Origin of the sequence: Streptomyces sp. NPDC002566, from assembly GCF_042889585.1 — a bacterium.
Taxonomy (GTDB): domain Bacteria; phylum Actinomycetota; class Actinomycetes; order Streptomycetales; family Streptomycetaceae; genus Streptomyces.
In genome coordinates, this window is sequence record NZ_JBIARD010000003.1 from 263,256 (window position 1) to 286,724 (window position 23,469).

General features: G+C 71.9%; 19 protein-coding genes. 7 read left to right on the forward strand and 12 right to left on the reverse strand.

Features of this window, described 5'->3' with window-relative positions:
- Nucleotides 1-127 precede the first annotated feature (127 nt).
- The 3 genes from pepN to ACFYXA_RS13980 form a co-directional block, all read right to left on the reverse strand.
- Nucleotides 128-2,608: an aminopeptidase N gene (pepN, locus tag ACFYXA_RS13970; protein WP_352246243.1), complete on the reverse strand. Its 2,481-nt coding sequence runs from the start codon at nt 2,606-2,608 to the stop codon at nt 128-130.
- Nucleotides 2,609-2,695: 87 nt separating this feature from the next.
- The gene (locus tag ACFYXA_RS13975; protein ID WP_352246244.1) at nt 2,696-3,211 is read right to left on the reverse strand and encodes a response regulator; all 516 of its coding nucleotides are present in this window, start codon (nt 3,209-3,211) and stop codon (nt 2,696-2,698) included.
- A gap of 172 nt (nt 3,212-3,383) precedes the next feature.
- Entirely contained in the window at nt 3,384-3,743 is a 360-nt protein-coding gene (locus tag ACFYXA_RS13980) for a chorismate mutase (RefSeq protein WP_351093075.1), read from the reverse strand.
- Between the two features lie 194 nt (nt 3,744-3,937).
- Between ACFYXA_RS13980 and ACFYXA_RS13985 the strand changes: the two genes are divergently transcribed.
- Entirely contained in the window at nt 3,938-4,834 is an 897-nt protein-coding gene (locus tag ACFYXA_RS13985) for a hypothetical protein (RefSeq protein ID WP_389032217.1), read from the forward strand.
- Nucleotides 4,835-4,917: 83 nt separating this feature from the next.
- On the opposite strand, the gene ACFYXA_RS13990 is transcribed toward ACFYXA_RS13985, so the two are convergent.
- Nucleotides 4,918-5,859 carry an SDR family oxidoreductase gene (locus ACFYXA_RS13990; RefSeq protein WP_389032220.1) on the reverse strand — a complete coding sequence of 314 codons (942 nt, stop codon included), beginning with the start codon at nt 5,857-5,859 and terminating at the stop codon, nt 4,918-4,920.
- A gap of 1 nt (nt 5,860) precedes the next feature.
- A complete protein-coding gene (locus ACFYXA_RS13995) occupies nt 5,861-6,634 on the reverse strand; it encodes an SDR family oxidoreductase (protein ID WP_389032223.1) in 774 nt (257 codons plus the stop codon).
- Nucleotides 6,635-6,735: 101 nt separating this feature from the next.
- Here ACFYXA_RS13995 and ACFYXA_RS14000 point away from each other — a divergent pair, with 101 nt between their 5' ends.
- The 4 genes from ACFYXA_RS14000 (at nt 6,736) to ACFYXA_RS14015 (ending at nt 10,293) form a co-directional block, all read left to right on the forward strand.
- A complete protein-coding gene (locus tag ACFYXA_RS14000; RefSeq protein WP_389032225.1) occupies nt 6,736-7,500 on the forward strand; it encodes an enoyl-CoA hydratase family protein in 765 nt (254 codons plus the stop codon).
- On the forward strand, nt 7,497-8,333 hold the full coding sequence (locus ACFYXA_RS14005; RefSeq protein ID WP_389032228.1) for a CoA transferase subunit A: 837 nt from the start codon (nt 7,497-7,499) through the stop codon (nt 8,331-8,333). The genes ACFYXA_RS14000 and ACFYXA_RS14005 overlap by 4 nt, the downstream gene beginning before the upstream one ends.
- A 179-nt stretch (nt 8,334-8,512) precedes the next feature.
- Complete coding sequence (locus ACFYXA_RS14010; protein WP_389033382.1) at nt 8,513-9,229, forward strand: CoA-transferase subunit beta; 717 nt, start codon at nt 8,513-8,515, stop codon at nt 9,227-9,229.
- A complete protein-coding gene (locus tag ACFYXA_RS14015; RefSeq protein ID WP_389032231.1) occupies nt 9,229-10,293 on the forward strand; it encodes an NAD(P)H-dependent flavin oxidoreductase in 1,065 nt (354 codons plus the stop codon). Before ACFYXA_RS14010 ends, ACFYXA_RS14015 begins: the two co-directional genes overlap by 1 nt.
- Before the next feature lie 139 nt (nt 10,294-10,432).
- Here ACFYXA_RS14015 and ACFYXA_RS14020 read toward each other — a convergent pair whose 3' ends face one another.
- From ACFYXA_RS14020 to ACFYXA_RS14030, 3 genes are read right to left on the reverse strand one after another with little or no spacing between them, the layout of a single operon-like run.
- Entirely contained in the window at nt 10,433-11,590 is a 1,158-nt protein-coding gene (locus ACFYXA_RS14020; protein ID WP_352246250.1) for an acetyl-CoA C-acetyltransferase, read from the reverse strand.
- Nucleotides 11,591-11,624: 34 nt separating this feature from the next.
- Nucleotides 11,625-12,260 carry a TetR/AcrR family transcriptional regulator gene (locus tag ACFYXA_RS14025; protein WP_352246251.1) on the reverse strand — a complete coding sequence of 212 codons (636 nt, stop codon included), beginning with the start codon at nt 12,258-12,260 and terminating at the stop codon, nt 11,625-11,627.
- A 21-nt stretch (nt 12,261-12,281) separates the two neighbouring features.
- Nucleotides 12,282-13,070 carry an SDR family oxidoreductase gene (locus ACFYXA_RS14030; RefSeq protein WP_389032235.1) on the reverse strand — a complete coding sequence of 263 codons (789 nt, stop codon included), beginning with the start codon at nt 13,068-13,070 and terminating at the stop codon, nt 12,282-12,284.
- 47 nt (nt 13,071-13,117) lie between these two features.
- On the opposite strand from ACFYXA_RS14030, the gene ACFYXA_RS14035 reads away from it, so the two are divergent.
- Together ACFYXA_RS14035 and ACFYXA_RS14040 are read left to right on the forward strand one after the other, a co-directional pair.
- On the forward strand, nt 13,118-14,257 hold the full coding sequence (locus ACFYXA_RS14035; RefSeq protein ID WP_389032238.1) for an acyl-CoA dehydrogenase family protein: 1,140 nt from the start codon (nt 13,118-13,120) through the stop codon (nt 14,255-14,257).
- Nucleotides 14,257-15,198, forward strand: a complete 942-nt coding sequence (locus tag ACFYXA_RS14040; protein ID WP_389032241.1) for an acyl-CoA dehydrogenase family protein — start codon at nt 14,257-14,259, stop codon at nt 15,196-15,198. The genes ACFYXA_RS14035 and ACFYXA_RS14040 overlap by 1 nt, the downstream gene beginning before the upstream one ends.
- A 1-nt stretch (nt 15,199) precedes the next feature.
- On the opposite strand, the gene ACFYXA_RS14045 is transcribed toward ACFYXA_RS14040, so the two are convergent.
- The 4 genes from ACFYXA_RS14045 to ACFYXA_RS14060 form a co-directional block, all read right to left on the reverse strand.
- Nucleotides 15,200-15,925: a vWA domain-containing protein gene (locus ACFYXA_RS14045; protein WP_389032244.1), complete on the reverse strand. Its 726-nt coding sequence runs from the start codon at nt 15,923-15,925 to the stop codon at nt 15,200-15,202.
- Between the two features lie 119 nt (nt 15,926-16,044).
- Nucleotides 16,045-17,508, reverse strand: coding sequence for a glutamate synthase subunit beta (locus tag ACFYXA_RS14050; protein WP_352246256.1), 1,464 nt, complete (start codon nt 17,506-17,508; stop codon nt 16,045-16,047).
- A complete protein-coding gene (gene gltB / locus ACFYXA_RS14055) occupies nt 17,501-22,102 on the reverse strand; it encodes a glutamate synthase large subunit (RefSeq protein WP_352246257.1) in 4,602 nt (1,533 codons plus the stop codon). Before gltB ends, ACFYXA_RS14050 begins: the two co-directional genes overlap by 8 nt.
- Nucleotides 22,103-22,482: 380 nt before the next feature.
- Nucleotides 22,483-23,214: a VIT1/CCC1 transporter family protein gene (locus tag ACFYXA_RS14060; protein ID WP_352246258.1), complete on the reverse strand. Its 732-nt coding sequence runs from the start codon at nt 23,212-23,214 to the stop codon at nt 22,483-22,485.
- Nucleotides 23,215-23,469 lie beyond the last annotated feature (255 nt).

Consider the following 23,469-nt stretch of genomic DNA (forward strand, 5'->3'; position numbering starts at 1 on the left):
GAGGGGAAGTGGACCCGAAAGAGGGAGGGCGGGCCCATGGCCGCCCTCCCTGGTGGTTCGGGGTCCGCCCTCGGGTGTCTCCGGGCCGGCCCCCGGGTGGTGGCCGGCCCGCCCGTGGCGGCCGTTGTCAGGCGCCGCGTACCCGCAGGGCCCGTGCGAGGTCGTCGAGCTGGTCGTGGAGTTTGCGGCGCAGTGACGGGGTGAGGTCGGCGTCGCGCAGGCACGTCTCGCCGAGGGCGAGGTTCTCGGCGTCGACGGCGTAGGCGGGGAAGGCCCAGCGGCCGGCGGCGTCGGCGATGGCGGGGCCCCGCCGGGTGGCGAGGGCGGCCGCGTCGTCGTAGAAGCGGGGCACGTACGCGCGTACCAGGTCGGCCTGTTCGGGCTGCCAGAAGCCCTGGGCGGTGGCGGTGAACAGGTAGTTGGAGAGGTCGTCGCCGTCGAACATCGCCGTCCACGCCTGTTCCTTGGCGTGTGGGTCGGGCAGGGCGGCGCGGCAGCGGGCGGCGCCTTCCTGGCCGTCGGCGGAGGGGTCGCGTTCGAGTTCGGCGGCGATGGCGGTTTCGTCGGTGGCGCCGAGGACGGCGAGGCGGGCGAGGACGCGCCAGCGCAGGTCGGGGTCGAGTTCGGGGCCGCCGGGGACGGTGCCGTCGGCGAGCCAGGCGGCGAGGGTCTCGGGGTGTGCGGCGGCGTCGATGAAGTGGCGTACGGCGACGAGGCGCAGGCCGGGGTGGTCGCCGTCCTCGGTGCGGCGGATGAGGTCGCGGCAGAGGGAGGAGAGGGTGGCGAGGGCGGCGGGGCGTTCTTCGGGGGTGACGTAGCGGTCGGCGATCTGGCCGGAGGCGAAGGCGAGGACGCCTTGGACGAGGGCGAGGTCGGTTTCCTGGGGGAGGTGGGCGCGGGCGGTGTCCAGGTAGGCGGTGGGGGTGAGTTCGCCGTCGCGGACGGCGTCGCGCAGGGCGTTCCAGACGACGGCGCGGGTGAGGGGGTCGGGGAGGCCGGAGAGGGCGGTGCGGACGGTGTCGTGGGAGGCGGGGTCGAAGCGGATCTTGGTGTAGGTGAGGTCGCGGTCGTTGAGGAGGAGCAGGGCGGGGCGTTTGCCGATGGGGTGGGGGGTGGTCTGGGGGATGTCGATCTCGAGGTGTTCGCGCAGGGTGAGGTGGCCGTCTTCGTCGGAGTGGTCCTGGTCGTAGAGGCCGACGGCGATGCGGTGGGGGCGGTTGCCGGTGTGTTCGACGGTGAGGGCGCACTGTCCGGCGTCGGTGGTGACGGTGGGGGTGAGGGTGTCGACGCCGGTGGTGCGCAGCCAGGCGTCGGCCCAGGCGTGGACGTCGCGTTGGGTGCTGGAGGCGAGGGAGTCGATGAAGTCGGCGAGGGTGGCGTTGGCGAAGCGGTGGCGGGCGAAGTGGGTGTTGATGCCGGCGAGGAAGTCCTTCTCGCCGAGCCAGGTGACGAGTTGGCGTAGGGCGGAGGCGCCCTTGGCGTAGGAGATGCCGTCGAAGTTGAGGAGGGCGGAGGCGGTGTCCTCGACGTTCTCGGGGGCGACGGGGTGGGTGGAGGGGCGTTGGTCGGCGTCGTAGCCCCAGGCTTTGCGGACGACGCCGAACTCGGTCCAGGTGGCGGTGAAGCGGGTTGCTTCGGCGGTGGTCTGGTAGCCCATGTACTCGGCGAAGGACTCGTTGAGCCAGATGTCGTCCCACCACTTGAGGGTGACGAGGTCGCCGAACCACATGTGGGCCATCTCGTGGGCGATGACCATGGCGCGGGTCTGGCGTTCGGTGTCGGTGACGGCGGAGCGGTAGACGAAGTCGTCGCGGAAGGTGACCAGTCCGGGGTTCTCCATGGCGCCGGCGTTGAACTCGGGGACGAATGCCTGGTCGTAGGAGTCGAAGGGGTAGGGCTCTTCGAACTTCTCGTGGTAGCGGTCGAAGCACGCGCGTGTGACGTCGAGGATCTCGTCGGCGTCGGCGTCGAGGTAGGGGGCGAGGGAGCGGCGGCAGTGGATGCCGAAGGGGAGGTCGCGGTGTTCGGTGTGGACGGAGTGCCAGGGGCCGGCGGCGACGGCGACGAGGTAGGTGGAGATGGGTGGGGTGGGGGCGGCTTTCCAGGTGCCGTCGGTGTGTTCGGTGATGCCGTTGGCGAGGACGGTCCAGCCGTCGGGGGCTTTGACGGTGAGGGTGAAGACGGCTTTGAGGTCGGGCTGGTCGAAGGCGGCGAAGACGCGTTGGACGTCGTCCATGAACATCTGGGTGTAGACGTAGGTTTCGCCGTCGGAGGGGTCGGTGAAGCGGTGCATGCCCTCGCCGGTGCGGGAGTAGCGCATGGTGGCCCGGACGGTGAGTTCGTGGTCGCCGGCGGTGAGGTTCTTCAGGGGCAGGCGGTTGTCGTCGAGGAGTTGCGTGTCGAGGGGTTTCCCGTCGAGGGTGGCGGTGTGCAGGGTGGCCGGCTTGAGCTCGACGAAGGTGTCCGCGCCCGTGCGCGCGGTGAACCGGATGACGGTCAGGGACTCGAAGGTCTCGTCGCCGGTGGTCAGGTCGAGTTCGACGGTGTAGTCGCGGACGTCGAGGAGCTGGGCACGGGTCTGCGCTTCGTCGCGCGTCAGTACGGACATGGGGGCCATGCTGCCTGATGGCGCGGCGGGGGCACAGGGGCGGATCGGTACGCACCCTTTGTCGCTTCTCGCGCCGGAGCCGCCGTACTAGGGGGCTGTGGAGAGCGGGGGGTGGGGGTCGTTTTCGCGTTGGAGGGGGACGCGGGTGTCGGGGACGGCGTCCGCGGGGTCTTTGACCAGTGCGCGCAGGGCGCGTACTTCGTGTTCGAGGGCGAGGTGGCGTCGGTGGGCGTCGTAGAGGTAGCGGACTTTGGTGCGCAGTGCCCAGGGGTCGACGGGTTTCATGACGAGGTCGGCGACGCGTAGTTCGAAGGCGGCGGAGGTCAGTTCGTGGTCGGGTCCGAAGCCGGTGAGCAGGATGACGGGGATGTGCTGGGTCTGTTCCAGCCGCCGCATGTAGCGCACGACGTCGAGTCCGCTGACGCCGGGCATGCGCACGTCGAGCAGGAGCAGGCCGACCTGTCCGCGCAGTACCTGCTTGAGTGCTTCGTCGCCGCTGGTGGCGCGGGCGAGGCGGTATCCCAGGGGGGCCAGTGCGCTTTCGAGCGCGTACAGCGTGTCCTGGTGGTCGTCGACGATGAGGATCTTGGCATCCGACGGCATGACCCGACGTCCCTCCGCGATGGGACCACCAGCTTACGTCGGAACCCTGACGCGCAGTGCTCGTCGGCTGACACGGCGTACCGGCCGGTTCGTACGGGTGGGTGCGGCGCGACGGGCGCCGACGGGGGTGCGGGTGGTGCGGCGGGCCGGCGTGCGGGGCCGTCCGTCGAGGTCAGCCGGTGGTGGGGGCCGCGCCGTTGACGGTGTCGTCGGCGATGCGCTCGTGGTGGCGGATGACCTCGGCGACGATGAAGTTGAGGAACTTCTCGGCGAAGGCCGGGTCGAGTTTGGCGCTCTCGGCGAGGGCGCGCAGCCGGGCGATCTGGCGTGCCTCTCGCGCGGGGTCGGCGGCGGGCAGCTGGTGGCGGGCCTTGAGGTGGCCGACCTGCTGGGTCGCCTTGAAGCGTTCGGCGAGCATGTGGATGACGGCGGCGTCGATGTTGTCGATGCTGGCCCGCAGCCGTTCGAGCTCTTCGCGGACGGCGGGGTCGACGTCGCCGGTTGCGGTGCTGCTGGTGTCGCTGGTCGTCATGGGCGTTCACCCTAGTCCGTCGTCCCTGGTGGCGGGGTGGGCGGGCGGTGGGATGGGCGGGCGGTCGGGGGTTGTCGTGTCGTCGGATCCTCGTACGGTTCGGGCCCTTGTACGGTTCGCATCCTCGTACGATTCGGATCCTCGTACAGTGGAGACGGCTGCACGGCGTGCCGGGACGTCTTGGGGGTACGGACGTGGCGAACGGTGGTCCGGTCGAGCACGGCTTTCCGCATCTGGAGACGGTGCGGGCGGCCGTCACGGCGCTGTACAGGCGGTTGTCGTACGACACGGTGCACCGGTTCGCGGTCAGCGTGGCCCCGGCGGACGTGGCGTTCTGCGACTCCGACGACCTGTATCTGGGGGCGCAGCGGGTGGCGCGTGAGCTGGTGCGGCACTACCGGCTGCCGGACGCCCGGATGATCGTGGGGTTCCGTGAGATGCGGCACGCGGCGAACGTGGAGCTGGCGGCTGGCCCGGAGTACTTCGTCGAGCTCAACGAACGGTTCCGGTCGCATCGGCGGGACATCGGCGCGGCGCTGGCCCACGAGATCATGCATGTCTTCCTGCACCGGCTGGGCCTGTCGTTCCCCGGGACCCGGGAGAACGAGATCCTCACCGACACGGCGACGACGTATCTGGGTGCGGGCTGGTTGCTGCTGGACGCCTACCGGGAGGACGCGGTCTCGTCGCAGAAGCTGGGGTATCTGACTCCGGAGGAGTTCGGGTACGTGCTGGCGAAGCGGGCGCTGGTCTTCGGGGAGGACCCGTCGACGTGGTTCACCAGTGCGCAGGCGTACACGGCGTATGTGCGGGGGCGGGAGCGGGCGCGGCTCGACGAGCGGCAGCCGCCGTTGTCAGCGGCGGGGTGGTCGGGGCGGCGGCGGTACGCGCGTGACCGGCGGCACGCGCAGGACCACCAGCCGCTCGCCGTCGTCGCGGACGCGCCGTACGACTTCGTCCCGGACGCGGGCGGTCCGCTGCGGGTGGCGTTCTCGTGTCCGACGTGTCTTCAGCGGATCCGGGTGCCGGTGCGCGGGCGGGTGCGGGCGCGGTGCGGGTTGTGCCGGACGGTGCTGGAGTGCGACACATAGCCGGAGGCGGCCGGCCGTGGGGAAGGGCCGGAGCCGGGCAGCCGCGGGGCGGGGCGGCTTTGAAGCGGGGGCCGGCCCGGCTGTCATGCCCCGTACACCCTCCCCGGCGGTTCCGCCCGCTCCAGCAGCATGCGTGCCGTCTCCCCCGCGTCCGCCGGGGTCCAGCGTGCGCCCTTGTCCACGGTCGGGCCGGCTCGCCAGCCCTCCATGACGGTGATGCGGCCGCCCTCCGCCTCGAACACGCGGCCGGTGACGCCCTCGCTGGCGGCGGAGCCGAGCCAGACGACGAGCGGGGAGACGTTCTCGGGGGCCATCGCGTCGAAGCCCGCGGCGGGAGCGGCCATGGTGTCGGCGAAGGTGCGTTCGGTCATACGGGTGCGGGCGGCGGGGGCGATGGCGTTGACCTGGACGCCGTAGCGGGCCAGTTCGGCGGCGGCGACCAGGGTGAGGGTGAGGATGCCGGCTTTGGCGGCGCTGTAGTTGCCCTGTCCGACCGAGCCGAGCAGTCCCGCGCCGCTGCTGGTGTTGATGATCCGGGCGCCGGGTGCGCGGCCGGCCTTGGCCTCGGCGCGCCAGTGCGCGGCGGCGTGCTTGAGGGGCAGGAAGTGGCCCTTGAGGTGGACGCGTACGACGGCGTCCCAGTCGTCCTCGTCGAGGTTGACGAGCATCCGGTCGCGCAGGAAGCCGGCGTTGTTGACGAGGGTGTCGAGGCGGCCGTACGTCTCCAGCGCGGTGGCGACGAGGGAGGCGGCGCCCTCGGTGGTGGCGATGTCGCCGGTGTGGGCGACAGCCTCGCCGCCGGCGGCGCGGATCTCGGCGGCGACGCGGGCGGCGGGGCTGTCGACGCCGGGAGCCCCGCCGGGGTGGGAGGCGTCGCCGGGGCCGGATGCGCCGTCGAGGCCGACGTCGAGGTCGTTGACGACGAGCCGGGCGCCCTCGGCGGCGAACGCGAGGGCGTGGGCGCGGCCAAGGCCCCGTCCGGCGCCGGTGACGACGACGACCCGCCCCGTGCACAGTCCTGTCATCTCACTTCTCCTTGTCTGGCGTCGTCGCGCCTGCCACGCCTGCCACGCCTGCCGCGTCGAGGAACGCGGGCCGCTCGCCGCCGCCGTGGACGAGGAGGCCGGCGCCGCTGATGTAGGCGGCGGCGTCGGAGGCGAGGAAGACGGCCGCCGCGCCGATGTCGCGGGGCTCGGCGAGTCGGCCGAGGGGCACGGTGCGGGCGACGGCGGCGACGCCGTCGTCGTCCCCGTAGTGGAGATGGGACCGCTCGGTGCGGACCATGCCGGGGACGACGGTGTTGACGCGGACGTCCGGCGCCCATTCGACGGCCATCGAGCGGGCGAGGCTCTCCAGGCCTGCCTTGGCCGCGCCGTAGGCGGCGGTGCCGGGCGAGGGGCGGGAGCCGCTGACGCTGCCGATCATCACGATCGAGCCGCGGGCGCGCCGGAGGTGTTCGTAGGCGGCGAGGGACACGGTCAGCGGGGCTACGAGGTTGAGTTCGAGGACGCGGACATGGTGTCCGGCGTCGGTGGGGGCGAGGGGGCGGTGCGGGGCGCCGCCCGCGTTGTTGACGAGTACGTCGAGGCCGGGCAGGTCGGCGAAGAAGCACCGTACGGCTTCGGCGTCCCGGACGTCCAGTTCGGCGAACTCCGTTTTGGGCAACGGGAGTTCGGGGGGCCGGCGGGCGCAGACGATGACGTGGGCGCCGGCGTCGGCGAAGGCCTGCGCGATGCCGGCGCCGACTCCGCGGGTGCCGCCGGTGATGACGGCCGTTCTGCCGTGCAGCGAGTTATCCACAGGCCCTCCCGCTCGTCCGCGGCGACTGCTAGCTTCGAAGCTTCACACCTAACAAATGTTTGGTGGAAAGGTAGCTGAGTGCGAAGGTAGCTGATGCATCCATGGGTGTCTCCACCTCGTCCCCGGAAAAGGGGATTTCCGTCGTCACGCTCGACTTCCCGCCGGTGAACGCCGTGCCGGTGGCCGGCTGGTTCGCCCTGGCCGAGGCGGTCCGCACGGCGGGCCGCGATCCTGAGGTGCGGTGCGTGGTGCTGGCCGCCGAGGGCCGGGGCTTCAACGCGGGAGTGGACATCAAGGAGATACAGGCGCGGGGAGACGGTGCGCTGGTGGGGGCCAACCGCGGCTGCTTCGAGGCGTTCGCGGCGGTGTACGAGTGCGAGGTGCCGGTGGTGGCGGCGGTGCGGGGTTTCTGTCTGGGCGGCGGGGTGGGGCTGGTGGGGAACGCGGACGCGATCGTGGCGGGTGAGGACGCGGTGTTCGGGCTGCCGGAGCTGGACCGGGGAGCCCTGGGGGCGGCCACGCATCTGGCCCGGCTGGTCCCCCAGCATCTGATGCGCACGCTGTACTACACCTCGCGCACGGTCTCGGCGCGGGAGTTACAGGCGCACGGCGCGGTGTGGCGGGTGGTGCCTCCCGACGAGGTGGTCGCGGGCGCGCTGGAGCTGGCCCGGGAGATCGCCGCGAAGGACGGGGAGTTGCTGCGGCTGGCCAAGGCCGCTCTCAACGGCATCGATCCGGTGGACGTCCGCCGTAGCTACCGCTTCGAGCAGGGGTTCACCTACGAGGCGGGGGCGAGCGGGGTGGGCGAGCGGGTCCGGGCGCGCTTCGGAGTGGCCGAGGGGGCCGGGAAGGGGGAACGCGGGTGAGCGACAAGACGATGACCGCCGAGGAGGCGGTGTCCCGGCTGGAGAGCGGGATGACGCTGGGGATCGGCGGCTGGGGTTCACGGCGCAAGCCGATGGCGCTGGTCCGCGCGCTGCTCCGCTCCGACGTCGGGGACCTGACGGTGGTGTCGTACGGCGGCCCGGACGTGGGCATGCTCGCGGCGGCCGGCCGGATCAGGAGACTGGTGACGGCCTTCGTCACGCTGGACTCGATCCCGCTCGAACCGCACTACCGGGCGGCGCGAGAGCGGGGCGCCTTCGAGCTGACGGAGGTCGACGAGGCGATGTTCATGTGGGGGCTGCGGGCGGCCGCCCACCGGATGCCGTTCCTGCCGGTGCGTGCGGGGCTGGGTTCGGACGTGATGCGGGTCAACCCGGGTCTGCGGACGGTGACCTCGCCGTACGAGGACGGGGAGACGTTCGTGGCGATGCCCGCGCTGCGGCTGGACGCGGCGCTGGTGCACGTCAACCGGGCCGACCGGCTGGGCAACGGGCAGTATCTGGGGCCCGACCCCTATTTCGACGACCTGTTCTGCGAGGCGGCGGACGCGGCCTACGTGTCCTGCGAACGGGTCGTCGACACGGCGGAGTTGACGAAGGAGGCGGCGCCGCAGTCGCTGCTGCTTAAGCGGCACACGGTGACGGGTGTGGTCGAGGCCCCGAACGGGGCGCACTTCACGTCGTGCGCGCCCGACTACGGCCGGGACGAGGCGTTCCAGAAGCGGTACGCGACCACGGCGTGGCCGCAGTTCGCGGCGCGGTACCTCGCCGGGGACGAACGGGCGTACCAGTCGGCGGTCGGGGAGGAGACGTGAAGGAGCGGGAGCAGGAGCGGACCGGGCGTGGATCGGAGGAACGCGGGGGGCTGGCGGAGGCGTGGGACGGCTCGACGCGGGCCCGGGCCGGCTCGGCGGAAGTGGGGGCCGGCTCGGCGGAGCCGCGGGACGGCTCGACGGAAGTGGGGGCCGGTTCGCCGGAGGTAGGAACCGGCTCGATGGCGGTCACCCGGGCCGAGTACTGCGTCGTCGCCTGCGCGGAGGTGTGGCGGGGGGCGGGTGAGGTCCTGGTGAGTCCCATGGGGCTGATCCCCTCGGTCGGCGCCCGGCTCGCGCGGCTCACCTTCGCGCCCCAGGTGCTGCTGACCGACGGCGAGGCGCTGCTCGTCGGCCCGGGCGGCGCCGTCGAGGGGTGGCTGCCCTACCGGCAGCATCTGGCGCTGGTGACGGGAGGGCGGCGGCACGTGATGATGGGGGCGAGCCAGATCGACCGGTTCGGCAACCAGAACATCTCGTGCATCGGCGACTGGGCGCGGCCGGTGCGGCAGTTGCTCGGGGTGCGGGGAGCGCCCGTCAACACCCTGAACAATCCGACGAGTTACTGGGTGCCGAGGCACTCGCGGCGGGTCTTCGTGGAGAAGGTCGACATGGTGTGCGGGGTGGGGTACGACCGTGCGGGCGACGCCCCTCACCACCGTCTCGTGCGGGTGGTCACCGACCTGTGCGTCCTGGACTTCGGCGGCCCCGACCGTTCGATGCGGCTGGTCTCGCTGCATCCGGGGGTGAGCGTGGAGGAGGTGCGGGAGGCGACGGGGTTCGCGCTCTGCGTCCCGGACGAGGTGCCGTTCACGCGGGAGCCGACGGTGGAGGAGCTGCGGCTGATCCGTGAGGTGATCGATCCGGGGGGCGCCCGGGTGCGGGAGGTCGCGCACTGATGGAGACCGCGTTCACCCGGCTGGTCGGCGTCCGGTGTCCGATCGTGCAGACGGGGATGGGGTGGGTGGCCGGGCCGCGTCTGGTGTCGGCGGTGGCGAACGCGGGTGCGCTGGGCGTCCTCGCCTCGGCGACGATGACCGTCGACGGGCTGCGGGAGGCGATACGTGAGGTGAAGTCCCGTACGGCTGCGCCGTTCGGGGTCAATCTGCGGGCGGACGCGCGGGACGCCGGGGACAGGGTGCGGGTGATGGTGGACGAGGGGGTGCGGGTGGCGTCGTTCGCGCTGGCCCCGTCCCGGGAGCTGATCGCCGAGCTGAAGGAGGCCGGTGTCGTCGTGATCCCGTCCGTGGGGGCGCGCCGGCACGCGGAGAAGGTCGTGGCGTGGGGTGCGGACGCGGTGCTGGTGCAGGGCGGTGAGGGCGGCGGGCACACCGGGGAGGTGGCGACGACGGTGCTGCTGCCGCAGGTCGTGGACGCCGTGGACGTGCCGGTGGTGGCGGCGGGCGGCTTCTTCGACGGGCGGGGCCTGGTCGCGGCGCTGGCGTACGGAGCGGCGGGGGTCGCGATGGGCACGCGGTTCCTGCTGACGTCGGACTCGACGGTGCCGGACGCGGTGAAGGCGCGGTATCTGGCGGCGACGGTCCGGGACGTGACGGTGACGCGGGCGGTGGACGGCCTGCCGCACCGCATGCTGCGTACGGAGCTGGTGGAGTCGCTGGAGCGGTCGGGGCGGGTGCGGGCGCTGTCGCGGGCGGTGCGGCACGCGGCTCGGTTCCGGCGGCTGTCGGGGCTGGGGTGGGGGCAGATGGTGCGTGAGGGGTTGGCGTTGCGGCACGGCAAGGACCTGTCGTGGAGTCAGGTGCTGCTCGCCGCGAACACGCCGATGCTGTTGCGGTCGGCGATGGTGGACGGGCGGACGGATCTGGGCGTGATGGCGGCGGGGCAGGCGGCGGGGGTGATCGAGGATCTGCCCTCGTGCGCGGAGTTGGTGGAGCGGCTGATGGACGAAGCCCGGGCGGCGTTGGGCGCGTTGCCGGTGTCCGGTGGTTCGGGGCCGGCATGACGGGGACGGTCGTCGAGCGGTGGTCGGGCTCGGGGGGGGGGGGGGGCGAACGGGGGGCGAACGCCGTGGGTGAAGGCGTCGGCGAGGGTGCCGGCGCGGAGGACGGCATCCGCCCCCGTCCGAGTGCGCTGACGCCAGCTCAGACGCGTTCGATGATGGTGACGTTGGCCTGGCCGCCGCCCTCGCACATGGTCTGGAGGCCGTAGCGGCCGCCGGTGCGTTCCAGTTCGTTCAGGAGGGTGGTCATGAGTTTGGCGCCCGTCGCGCCGAGCGGGTGGCCGAGGGCGATCGCGCCGCCGTTGACGTTGACCTTGGCGGGGTCCGCGCCGGTCTCCTTCAGCCAGGCCAGGACGACGGGTGCGAACGCCTCGTTGATCTCGACGAGGTCGATGTCGTCGAGGGACAGGCCCGTCTTCTTCAGGGCGTGGGCGGTGGCGGGGATGGGGGCGGTGAGCATGCGGACGGGGTCCTCGCCGCGCACCGACAGGTGGTGGACGCGGGCGCGGGGGGTCAGGCCGTGTTCGTGCACCGCGCGTTCGGAGGCGAGCAGCAGGGCGGCCGCTCCGTCGGACACCTGGGAGGAGCAGGCGGCGGTGACGGTTCCGCCGGGGATGACGGGCTTGAGTTGGGCCATCTTCTCCAGGGAGGTGTCGCGGCGGGGTCCTTCGTCGACGGTGACGTCGCCGTAGGGGACGGTCTCGCGTTCGAAGCGGCCCTCGTCGACGGCGCGCAGTGCCCGCCGGTGGGAGCGCAGCGCGAACTCCTCCTGGTCGGTGCGGCTGATGCCCCACTTGGCGGCGATCATCTCGGCGCCGGCGAACTGGTTGACGGGCCGGTCGCCGTAGCGGGCGCGCCAGCCCTCGCTGCCGGCGAAGGGGCCCTGGGTGAAGCCGAGCGGTTCGGCGGCCTGCCGGGTGGCGTAGGCGATGGGGATCTGCGACATGTTCTGCACGCCGCCGGCGACGACGAGGTCCTGGGTGCCGGAGAGCACGCCCTGCGCGGCGAAGTGCACGGCCTGCTGGGAGGACCCGCACTGCCGGTCGACGGTGACGCCGGGCACCTCCTCGGGCAGTCCGGCGGCGAGCCAGCAGGTGCGGGCGATGTCGCCGGCCTGCGGGCCGACGGCGTCCAGGCAGCCGAAGACGACGTCCTCGACGGCGGCCGGGTCGACGCCGGCCCGGGCGACGAGGGCTTTGAGGACGTGCGCGCCCAGGTCGGCGGGGTGGACGCCGCTGAGCCCTCCCCCGCGTCGCCCGACGGGCGTGCGGACCGCTTCGACGATGTAGGCCTCGGCCATGTCATCCACTCCCCTGGGGAATCTGCTTGCGCGGTCATTCGCGTACGGCGATCCCGTCCAGCACCATCGACAGGTACTGGCGGGCGATGTCCTCCGGGCTGTGCTGTCCGCCGGGCCGGTACCAGGAGGCGGCGACCCAGACGGTGTCGCGGACGAACCGGTAGGTGAGCCGGACGTCGAGGTCGGCGCGGAAGGCCCGTTCGGCGACCCCGCGTTCCAGTGTGGACAGCCACGTCTTCTCGAACCTGCGCTGTGACTCGGCGAGGAACGCGAACCGTTCCTGGGCGACGAGTTGCCGGCTCTCCTTCTGGTAGATGGCGACGGCGGCGCGGTGCCGGTCGATCTCCCGGAAGGATTCGGTGACGAGCGCTTCGAGTGTCTCGCGCGGGCCGAGCCGGGCGCCGAGGACGGTGTCGTAGCCGTCCCAGAGTTCGTCGAGGAAGGTGCGCAGGATCTCCTCCAGCATCGACTCCTTGGAGTCGAAGTGGTAGTAGAGGCTGCCCGCGAGCATGCCCGCGTGGTCCGCGATCTTGCGGACGGTGGTGGCGTTGTAGCCCTGTTCGGCGAAGACCTCGGCGGCGGTGTCGAGGAGTTCGCCGCGGCGGTCGCGGGCGCCGCCGGCCGCGGCCGGTTCCGGGGCGGTCACCTGGGGCTTCTTCTTGGTAGGCACGGGTTCATTGTCGCCTCCGCCTCAGGCGCGCTGGCTGCTGACCGACAGGACTTCGCCGGTCAGGTAGGAGGAGTAGTCGGAGGCGAGGAAGACGATCACGTTGGCGACCTCCCAGGGCTCTGCGTGGCGTCCGAAGGCCTCGCGCGCGGTGAGCTCCTGGAGCAGTTCGGGGGTGGTGACCTTGGCGAGGTGCGGGTGCATGGCGAGGCTGGGGGCCACCGCGTTGACCCGTACGCCGTAGTCGGCGGCCTCGACGGCGGCGCAGCGGGTCAGTGCCATCACGCCGGCCTTGGCGGCCGCGTAGTGGGCCTGTCCGGCCTGGGCGCGCCAGCCGGCGACGGATGCGTTGTTGACGATGACTCCGCCGCCGGTGGGCCGCATGCGTCGGAGGGCGGCGCGGGTGCAGCGGAAGGTGCCGTTCAGTGTGACGTCCAGGACGCGGGTCCACTGCTCGTCGGTCATGTCGGTCAGGTGTGCGGTGCCGCCGAGGCCGGCGTTGTTGACGACGACGTCGAGCCGTCCGTGCGCGTCGACGGCGGCGTCGAACAGGGCGTGGACCTGGTCCTCGTGCGTCACGTCGCACGGCAGGGCGGTCACCGCGGCGTCGCCGAACTCGGCGGCGAGTGCGGCGTGGTGTTCCTTGAGGCGGCGCGTGTGGGCGTCGCTGATCAGTACGCGGGCGCCTTCCTGGAGGAAGCGGCGGGCGGTGGCGCCGCCGATGCCCGCGCCGGCGGCGGCGGTGACGACGGCGGTGCGGCCCGCCAGAAGTCCGTGTCCGGGGACGTAGGCCGGAGTCTCGACGCCTGTCATAGGGCCACGCTAACCTACCAAACACTTGTTAGGGAAGGACGTCGTCGATGGATCTCGCCTTCACGCCGGAAGAGGAAGCGCTTCGGGCCGGGGCCCGTGCCTGGCTGGCGGCGCATGTGCCGTCGTCGCCCCTGCCCTCGCTGGAGACCGAGGCCGGTTTCGCCGCGCACCGCGCCTGGGAGGCCGAGCTCGCCGCGGACCGCTGGTCGGTGGTGAACTGGCCGACGGCGTACGGGGGGCGGGACTGCGGGCTGATCGGCTGGCTGCTGTTCGAGGAGGAGTACTACGCGGCCGGCGCGCCCGGACGCGTCAACCAGAACGGCGTGAGCCTGCTGGCCCCCACCCTCTTCGAGCACGGCACCGAGGAGCAGCGCGACCGCGTCCTGCCGTCGATGGCGACCGGCGAGGTGGTGTGGGCGCAGGCCTGGTCGGAGCCCGAGGCCGGCTCGGACCTGGCGTCCCTCAGGTCCAGGGCGGTGCGCACGGCCGGCGGCTGGCTCCTGAGCGGGCAGAAGACGTGGTCCTCCCGTGCCGCCTTCGCCGACCGGGCCTTCGGGCTGTTCCGCAGCGACCCGGACGCGCCGAGACCCCACCAGGGCCTCACCTACGTCATGTTCGACCTGCGGGCGCCCGGGGTCACGGTCCGTCCGATCGGCAGGCTCGACGGGAAGCCGGCGTTCGCCGAGCTGTTCCTGGACGAGGTGTTCGTGCCGGACGAGGACGTCATCGGCGAGCCCGGGCAGGGCTGGCGGATCGCCATGGCGACGGCCGCCAACGAACGCGGGCTCACCCTGCGCTCCCCCGGCCGCTTCCTGGCGAGCGCGGACCGGCTGCGGGACCTGTGGCGGGCGCGGGGCGCCCCCGAGTGGGCGCGGGAGCGGGTCGCCGACGCAGTGATCGGCGCCCGCGCCTACCGGTTGTTCACCTTCGCGGCCGCGTCCCGCTTCCTGGCGGGCGAGTCGCTGGGGCCCGAGTCCAGCCTGAACAAGGTGTTCTGGTCCGAGTACGACATCGCGCTGCACGAGACGGCCCTCGACCTGCTCGGCGGGGACGGCGAGCCGGCCGACGCCGACTGGGCCGAGCGGTACGTGTTCGCGCTCGCCGGCCCGATCTACGCCGGGGCCAACGAGATCCAGCGGGACATCATCGCCGAACGTCTGCTCGGCCTGCCGAAGGGGCGCCGCTGATGCGTTTTCTCCTCGACGACCAGCAGCGGGACTTCGCGGCCTCCCTGCACGCGATGCTCACCGCCGCCGGCACGCCCTCGGTGATACGGGACTGGAGCCGCGGCGACCCGGCGGGCGGCCGTGCGCTGTGGTCCCGTGTCGCGCAGGCGGGCGTCTTCGCGCTGGCGGTTCCGGAGGAGTACGAGGGGCTGGGGCCGCGGCCCGTCGAAGTCGCCGTCGCCTTCGTCGAGTTGGGGCGGCACGCGGTGCCGGGGCCGCTCGTGGAGACGGTGGCCGCCGCCGCGCTGCTCGCACGGACCCCGCACGCGAAGCGCTTCCTGCCGGGGATCGCGGCCGGGGAGACGATGGCGACGCTGGCGTACGACGGTGTGCGCGCCCTCGACGGCGACGCGGCGGCGCTGCACCTGTCGCTCTGCGCCGAGGGGCTGCGACTGGCCCCCGGCGCGGGCCCCGTCCGCACCGGCCTCGACCCCGCCCGCCGCTTCACCGCGCTCCTCCCTGGCGGCGAACTCCTCACCCCCGCGCCGGCGTCGCCCCTGCTGTGGGCGCGCCTCGCCACCGCGGCCCAGGCGCTGGGCGTCGGTCTGACGCTGCTCGAGCGCACCGTGGCCCACGTCGGGCGGCGCACCCAGTTCGGCGTGCCGATCGGCTCCTTCCAGGCGGTCAAGCACCGGCTGGCGGACGCGAAGATCGCCCTGGAGTTCGCCCGCCCGCTGGTCCTGGGAGCCGCCCTCACCATGACCCCGGCCGACGTGGCCGCCGCGAAGGTCAGCGCCTGCGAGGCGGCCTACACCACCGCCCGCACCGCCCTGCACCTGCACGGCGCGCTCGGCTACACAGCCGAACACGACCTCTCCCTGTGGCTCACCAAGGCCCAGTCCCTCCGCCACTCCTGGGGCACCCCCCAAGCCTGCCGCACCACAGTCCTAGACACCCTGTGACTCAACGGCCCCGCACGATGCCCTGGCTGCGCGCCGCCGCAAGCCACTGGGGGAACTCACCGAGGAGCCGGTCGTACAGCTCCGCGTCGGTCATCCGCCGCGGGTCGGAACCGGCGTGGAAGAAACCGGCGTTGTCGACGACCCGCTTGCCCGGCACGGCCAGTTCGTCAAGCCTGCGCAGGAAGTCGAACTGCGTGCTGCGAGGGTCCCCGAACCCGATGAATTGCCAGAACAGCGGCAGTTTGGCCGCCTTGCACAGATAACGCTCGGCAGCCGCCTTGCTGCTGGGGCCGCCGTCGGTCTGGAACACGACGAACGCCGGGTCCTGCGAGCCGCTGTCGAGGTAGTGGTCGATGACGGCGTCCATCGCGAGGTGGTAGTTCGTCCGGCCCATGTGCCCGAGACCGGCCACGCACCGCTCTATCCGCCCCGCGTGATCCGAGAGTGCGATCTCGGTGACGGCGTCCACCTCGGTGGAGAAGAACACGACGGGCACCCGGCCGTCGTCGTCGAGGTGGGCGGAGAGCCCCAGCACCCGGTCGGCGAGCGCCTGCACGCTGCCGTCGCCGTAGTAGGGCCGCATCGAGCCCGAGTGGTCGACGACTAGATAGACGGCGGCCCGCTGCCCGTCGAGACCGTGCTCGGCGAGGGACGCCCCGGCGCTCTTGTAGAGGCTGACCAGCGCGGGCGCGGTCTCTTCCACCTTGCTGAGACTGATCGCCACCATGGCCTCACTCTCCCACACCCGCACACAGTGCGACGGCGCCTGCCCGGGGTCCGGTCGGGGACTGGGCAGGCGCCGTCTGTGTTCCGTACGCCGTTGTACGGGACGTTTGTGAGGTGCCGTCAGACCGTCAGGGCGCGGTCCGTCGGGCGGATCGGGGCCGGCAGGTCGCTGGCTCCGCTCAGGTGGCGGTCGACGCCGCGGGCGGCCGAGCGGCCTTCCGCGATCGCCCACACGATGAGGGACTGGCCGCGGCCGGCGTCGCCGGCGACGTACACGCCCGGGACGTTGGTCTGGAAGTCGGCGTCGCGGGCGATGTTGCCGCGCTCGTCGAGCTCCAGGCCGAACTGCTCGACCAGGCCGTTCTCGCGGTCGGTGCCGGTGAAGCCCATGGCGAGGGTGACCAGCTGGGCGGGGATCTTGCGCTCGGTGCCCGGCTTCGGGGTCAGCTTGCCCTCGATGAACTCCACCTCGGTGAGGTGCAGCCACTGGACGTTGCCGTCCTCGTCGCCCTCGAAGTGGGTGGTGGAGACGGCGTAGACCCGCTCGCCGCCCTCCTCGTGCGCCGAGGTGACCTTGTAGAGCATCGGGAAGGTCGGCCACGGCTGGGCGACGGCGTTCCGCTCCTCGCCCGGGCGGGGCATGATCTCCAGCTGGGTGACGGAGGCCGCGCCCTGGCGGTGGGCGGTGCCCACGCAGTCCGCGCCGGTGTCGCCGCCGCCGATGACGACGACGTGCTTGCCCTCGGCGGAGATCGGGGGCGCCACGAAGTCGCCCTCCTGCACCTTGTTGGCCAGCGGCAGGTACTCCATGGCCTGGTAGACGCCCTTGAGCTCGCGTCCGGGGACCGGCAGGTCGCGGGCGGTGGTGGCGCCGGCGGCGATGACGACCGCGTCGTAGCGCTTCTTCAGGTCGGTCGCCTTGAGGTCGCGGCCGATCTCCACGCCGGTGCGGAAGCGGGTGCCCTCCGCGCGCATCTGCTCGATACGGCGGTTGATGTGCCGCTTCTCCATCTTGAACTCGGGGATGCCGTAGCGCAGGAGGCCGCCGATACGGTCCGCGCGCTCGTAGACGGCGACGGTGTGGCCGGCCCGGGTCAGCTGCTGGGCGGCGGCCAGACCGGCCGGGCCCGAGCCGATCACGGCGACCGTCTTGCCGGACAGACGCTCGGGCGCCTGCGGGGCGACGTCACCGGTCTCCCACGCCTTGTCGATGATCGAGACCTCGACGTTCTTGATGGTCACCGGCGCCTGGTTGATGCCGAGCACGCACGCCGACTCGCACGGCGCCGGGCACAGCCGCCCGGTGAACTCCGGGAAGTTGTTCGTCGCGTGGAGTCGCTCCGAGGCGGCCGCCCAGTCCTCGCGGTAGGCGTAGTCGTTCCACTCGGGGATCAGGTTCCCCAGCGGACAGCCGTTGTGGCAGAACGGGATGCCGCAGTCCATGCACCGGCTGGCCTGCTTGCTGATGATCGGCAGCAGCGAGCCGGGGACGTAGACCTCGTTCCAGTCCTTGATGCGGACGTCGACGGGGCGGGACTTGGCGACCTCACGCCCGTGGTTCAGGAAGCCCTTCGGGTCAGCCATTGATCGCCGCCTCCATCATCTTCTCGGTGATCTCGGTCTCGGAGAGACCGGCCTGCTCGGCGGCGACCTTGGCGGCGAGCACTGACTTGTACGTGCTGGGGATGATCTTGCTGAAGCGCTCCACGGCGTCGTCCCACTCGGCGAGCAGCTTCTCGGCGACCGTCGAGCCGGTCTCCTCGGCGTGGCGGCGCACCACGTCGTGCAGCCACTGCTTGTCGGTGTCGTCCAGGGCCTCGATCGCGTCGACGTTGCCCACGTTGACGTTGTCGCGGTCCAGGTCGATGACGTAGGCGATGCCGCCCGACATGCCGGCCGCGAAGTTGCGGCCCGTCTCGCCGAGGACGACCGCGTGACCGCCGGTCATGTACTCGCAGCCGTGGTCGCCCACGCCCTCGGAGACGACCGTCGCGCCGGAGTTGCGGACGCAGAACCGCTCACCGGTGCGGCCGCGCAGGAACAGCTCGCCGCCGGTCGCGCCGTAGGCGATCGTGTTGCCCGCGATCGTCGAGTACTCGGCGAGGTGGTCGGCGCCCCGGTCGGGACGGACGATCACGCGGCCGCCGGAGAGGCCCTTGCCGACGTAGTCGTTGGCGTCGCCCTCCAGGCGCAGCGTGACGCCGCGCGGCAGGAACGCGCCGAAGGACTGGCCCGCGCTGCCGGTGAAGGTGATGTCGATGGTGTCCTCGGGCAGGCCCGCGCCGCCGAACTTCTTCGTCACCTCGTGGCCGAGCATGGTGCCGACGGTGCGGTTGATGTTGCGGATCTGGACCTGGGCGCGCACCGGCTGGGCGTCGGTCGCGGAGTCCGCGGCCAGGGCGTCGGCGGCGAGCTTGATCAGCTCGTTGTCGAGCGCCTTCGCCAGGCCGTGGTCCTGGGCGACGACCTGGTGCATCGCCGCGCCCTCGGGCAGTTCGGGCACGTGGAAGAGGGGCTCCAGGTTCAGGCCCTGCGCCTTCCAGTGGTCCACGGCCCGCGTCACGTCGAGGACCTCGGCGTGGCCGACGGCCTCCTCGATGGAGCGGAAGCCCAGCTCGGCGAGCAGCTCGCGGACCTCCTGCGCGATGAACTGGAAGAAGTTCACCACGTGCTCGGCCTTGCCGGTGTAGCGCTCGCGCAGGGTCGGGTTCTGGGTGGCGATGCCGACCGGGCAGGTGTCCAGGTGGCAGACGCGCATCATGACGCAGCCGGAGACGACGAGCGGCGCGGTCGCGAAACCGAACTCCTCGGCGCCGAGCAGCGCGGCGATGATCACGTCGCGGCCGGTCTTGAGCTGGCCGTCGGTCTGCACGACGATCCGGTCGCGCAGGCCGTTGAGCAGCAGGGTCTGCTGGGTCTCGGCGAGGCCGAGCTCCCAGGGGCCGCCCGCGTGCTTCAGCGAGGTCAGCGGGGAGGCGCCGGTGCCGCCGTCGTGGCCGGAGATGAGGACGACGTCCGCGTGCGCCTTGGACACGCCCGCCGCGACCGTGCCGACGCCGACCTCGGAGACCAGCTTCACGTGAATCCGCGCCTGCGGGTTCGCGTTCTTCAGGTCGTGGATCAGCTGGGCCAGGTCCTCGATGGAGTAGATGTCGTGGTGCGGCGGCGGGGAGATCAGGCCGACGCCGGGGGTGGAGTGCCGGGTCTTGGCCACCCACGGGTACACCTTGTGGCCGGGCAGCTGGCCGCCCTCGCCGGGCTTGGCGCCCTGGGCCATCTTGATCTGGATGTCGTCCGCGTTGACCAGGTACTCCGAGGTCACGCCGAAGCGGCCGGAGGCGACCTGCTTGATCGCGGAGCGGCGCGCCGGGTCGTACAGGCGCTCCGGGTCCTCGCCGCCCTCACCGGTGTTGGACTTGCCGCCCAGCTGGTTCATGGCGATGGCGAGGGTCTCGTGCGCCTCCTGGGAGATGGAGCCGTACGACATGGCGCCGGTGGAGAAGCGCTTGACGATCTCGGAGACGGGCTCGACCTCGTCGACGGAGATCGGCTGCCGGTCACCGGACTTGAAGCCGAACAGGCCGCGGAGGGTCATGAGCCGCTCGGACTGCTCGTTCACACGGTCCGTGTACTTCTTGAAGATGTCGTAGCGGCCGGTGCGCGTGGAGTGCTGGAGGCGGAAGACCGTGTCCGGGTCGAACAGGTGCGGCTCGCCCTCGCGGCGCCACTGGTACTCGCCGCCTATCTCCAGGGCCCGGTGGGCCGGCGCGATGCCGGACGCCGGGTAGGCCTTGGCGTGGCGGGCGGCGACCTCCTGGGCGACGACGTCGATGCCGACGCCGCCGATCTTCGTGGCGGTGCCGTTGAAGTACTTCTCCACGAAGGCCTCGTCGAGGCCGACGGCCTCGAAGACCTGGGCGCCGCGGTAGGAGGCGACGGTGGAGATGCCCATCTTGGACATGACCTTCAGGACGCCCTTGCCGAGGGCGTAGATCAGGTTGCGGATGGCCTTCTCGGCCTCGATGCCCGACAGGAAGGTGCCCGCGCGGACCAGGTCCTCGACGGACTCCATGGCCAGGTAGGGGTTGACGGCGGCCGCGCCGAAGCCGATCAGCAGGGCCACGTGGTGGACCTCGCGGACGTCGCCGGCCTCGACCAGCAGGCCCACCTGGGTGCGCTGCTTGGTGCGGATGAGGTGGTGGTGGACGGCCGCGGTGAGCAGCAGCGACGGGATCGGCGCGTGCTCGGCGTCGGAGTGCCGGTCGGACAGGACGATCAGACGGGCGCCGTTGTCTATGGCCGCGTCGGCCTCGGCGCAGATCTCCTCGATGCGGGCGGCCAGCGCGTCGCCGCCGCCGTGCACCCGGTACAGGCCGGAGAGGGTCGCGGCCTTGAAGCCGGGCATGTCGCCGTCGGCGTTGATGTGGATGAGCTTGGCCAGCTCGTCGTTGTCGATGACCGGGAACGGCAGGGTGACGCTGCGACAGGAGGCCGCCGTCGGCTCCAGGAGGTTGCCCTCGGGGCCCAGCGAGGAGCGCAGCGAGGTGACGAGCTCCTCGCGGATGGCGTCCAGCGGCGGGTTGGTGACCTGGGCGAACAGCTGGGTGAAGTAGTCGAAGAGCAGTCGCGGGCGCGAGGACAGCGCGGCGATCGGCGAGTCGGTGCCCATCGAGCCGATCGGCTCGGCGCCGGCCTTGGCCATCGGCGCGAGGATGACGCGCAGCTCCTCCTCGGTGTAGCCGAAGGTCTGCTGGCGGCGGGTGACCGAGGCGTGGGTGTGCACGATGTGCTCGCGCTCGGGCAGGTCGACGAGCTCGATCTCGCCGGCCTCCAGCCATTCGGCGTAGGGGTGCTCGGCGGCGAGCTGCGCCTTGATCTCGTCGTCCTCGATGATGCGGTGCTCGGCGGTGTCGACGAGGAACATGCGGCCGGGCTGCAGCCGGCCCTTGCGGACGACCTTGGCGGGGTCGATGTCGAGGACGCCGACCTCGGAGCCGAGGACGACGAGGCCGTCGTCGGTGACCCAGTAGCGGCCGGGGCGCAGGCCGTTGCGGTCGAGGACGGCGCCGACCTGGGTGCCGTCGGTGAAGGTGACGCAGGCGGGGCCGTCCCAGGGCTCCATCATCGTGGAGTGGAACTGGTAGAAGGCGCGCCGGGCCGGGTCCATGGAGTCGTGGTTCTCCCACGCCTCCGGGATCATCATCAGCACGGAGTGCGGCAGCGAGCGTCCGCCCAGGTGGAGGAGTTCCAGCACCTCGTCGAAGGACGCCGAGTCGGAGGCGTCCGGCGTGCAGACGGGGAAGATCCGCTCGAGGGCCTTGTCGTCCGTGCCGAACAGGTCCGAGACCAGCTGGGACTCGCGGGCGCGCATCCAGTTGCGGTTGCCCTTGACGGTGTTGATCTCACCGTTGTGCGCGACGAAGCGGTACGGGTGGGCGAGCGGCCAGCTCGGGAAGGTGTTCGTGGAGAAGCGGGAGTGGACCAGGGCGACGGCCGAGGCGAAGCGGCGGTCGGACAGGTCGGGGAAGAACGGCTCCAGCTGACCGGTGGTGAGCATGCCCTTGTGGACGATGGTCCGCGCGGACAGCGAGGGGAAGTAGACGCCGGCCTCGCGCTCGGCGCGCTTGCGCAGCACGAAGGCCTTGCGGTCGAGGGCGATGCCCTCGCTGGCGCCGTCGGCGACGAAGATCTCCCGGAAGGCGGGCATCGTCGAACGCGCGGTGGCGCCGAGGAGCTCGGGGGCGACGGGGACCTCGCGCCAGCCGAGGACGGTGAGGCCCTCCTCGCCGGCGATCGTCTCGATGCGCGAGACGGCTTCCTGGGCGCCGTCCTCGGGGAGGAAGGCGATGCCGACGGCGTAGGAGCCGGCCTCGGGCAGGTCGAATCCGGCGACCTCGCGGAAGAAGGCGTCCGGGACCTGGGTGAGGATGCCCGCGCCGTCGCCGGAGTCCGGCTCGGAGCCGGTGGCGCCGCGGTGCTCGAGGTTGCGCAGGACGGTCAGCGCCTGCTCGACCAGCGTATGGCTCGCCTCGCCCGTCAGAGTGGCCACGAATCCGACGCCGCAGGCGTCGTGCTCGTTGCGGGGGTCGTACATACCCTGCGCAGCAGGGCGAGCATCCATGAAGGACCAGTTTCGGTCATTCGTGGAGTGCTGGGACGGCTGGCGCGGCGTACGCATCGGCTCTCCCGTCGTCGTCAAGTGGCATATGCAGATTGCCGAGGGACGACGTTGGCCCTCTGCGTGGGTGCAAAATTTCGTGCAGGTTACATGATGGAGCGGTTCTCGGGAAGCGGATACTCCGTTCCAACATGCGGACACCGTAGGGGTGCGGAGGGATACCGCGGCACGGCTCGAAGTATGTGGGTGCCGGTACGGACGGGGATCGATCGGATCGGTGTCCATCGGCGGTGGAGGCGGAGGGAGCGGCGTCGCTCATCCCGCGAGTGCGCGGCAGGCGTCATTGCCCACAGCGCTTACGGCTCATGCCCGGTGGTCATGCGGTCGAAACCAGCGAGTAACGGCTACTTATGCGGCCCATCGCATAAGTAGCGTCCGCGTCATCCTACGGCGGTTCCGAACAGGCTGCCCAGGGCGTACGTCACACCGGCGGCCGCTCCGCCGAGGGCGAGCTGGCGCAGGCCGCTGTACCACCAGCTGCGCGCCGTCACCCTGGCCACGACCGCACCGCACAGGAAGAGCCCGAGCAGCGCGAGCAGCACGGCGGGCCACAGGGCGCTCGCACCCAGCAGATACGGCAGCACGGGCAGCAGCGCGCCGAGCGCGAAGGCGCCGAAGCTCGACACGGCGGCGACCATCGGCGAGGGCAGGTCGCCGGGGTCGATTCCCAGCTCCTCGCGGGCGTGTATCTCCAGGGCCTGCTCGGGATCGCGCGACAGCTGCCGGGCGACCTGCCGGGCGAGGGAGGCCTCGACGCCCCGCGCCTCGTACAGCGCGGCGAGCTCCGCCTCCTCGTCCTCGGGGTGCTTGCGCAGCTCCCGGCGTTCGACGTCGAGCTCGGCCTCGACGAGCTCGCGCTGCGAGGCGACGGAGGTGTACTCGCCGGCGGCCATGGAGAACGCGCCGGCCGCGAGTCCCGCGAGCCCGGTCAGCACGATGCCCGCGCGGCCGACCGACCCGCCGGCGACGCCGGTCATCAGGGCGAGGTTGGAGACCAGGCCGTCCATCGCACCGAAGACGGCGGGACGCAGCCAGCCTCCGTTCACGTCGCGGTGGGTGTGGTTGTCACGGTGCGCTTCGTGCAGCGCGGCTTCCGTCTCGATGATGGCCACGGGACTCCCCCATTAACTGAGCCTAAGCTAACTTTGGACTTCTTCTACCCTTTGACAACGTCCACCCTACGGCCGTGATTCCCCGCCCGCCAGCAAGGAGAGGCTGCCTTAACCTGCGCTTTCTCTGGTTTCGCTCACCTGAACGACTCGCTGTCGACCGGGTGACATGGCGGCCGCGCAGGCTCAGGTCAACCGCCGACGGTGGGACACATCCGCAAAGGGCTCCGCGCCCGTGCGCAGCCCCCTCAGGAGAGG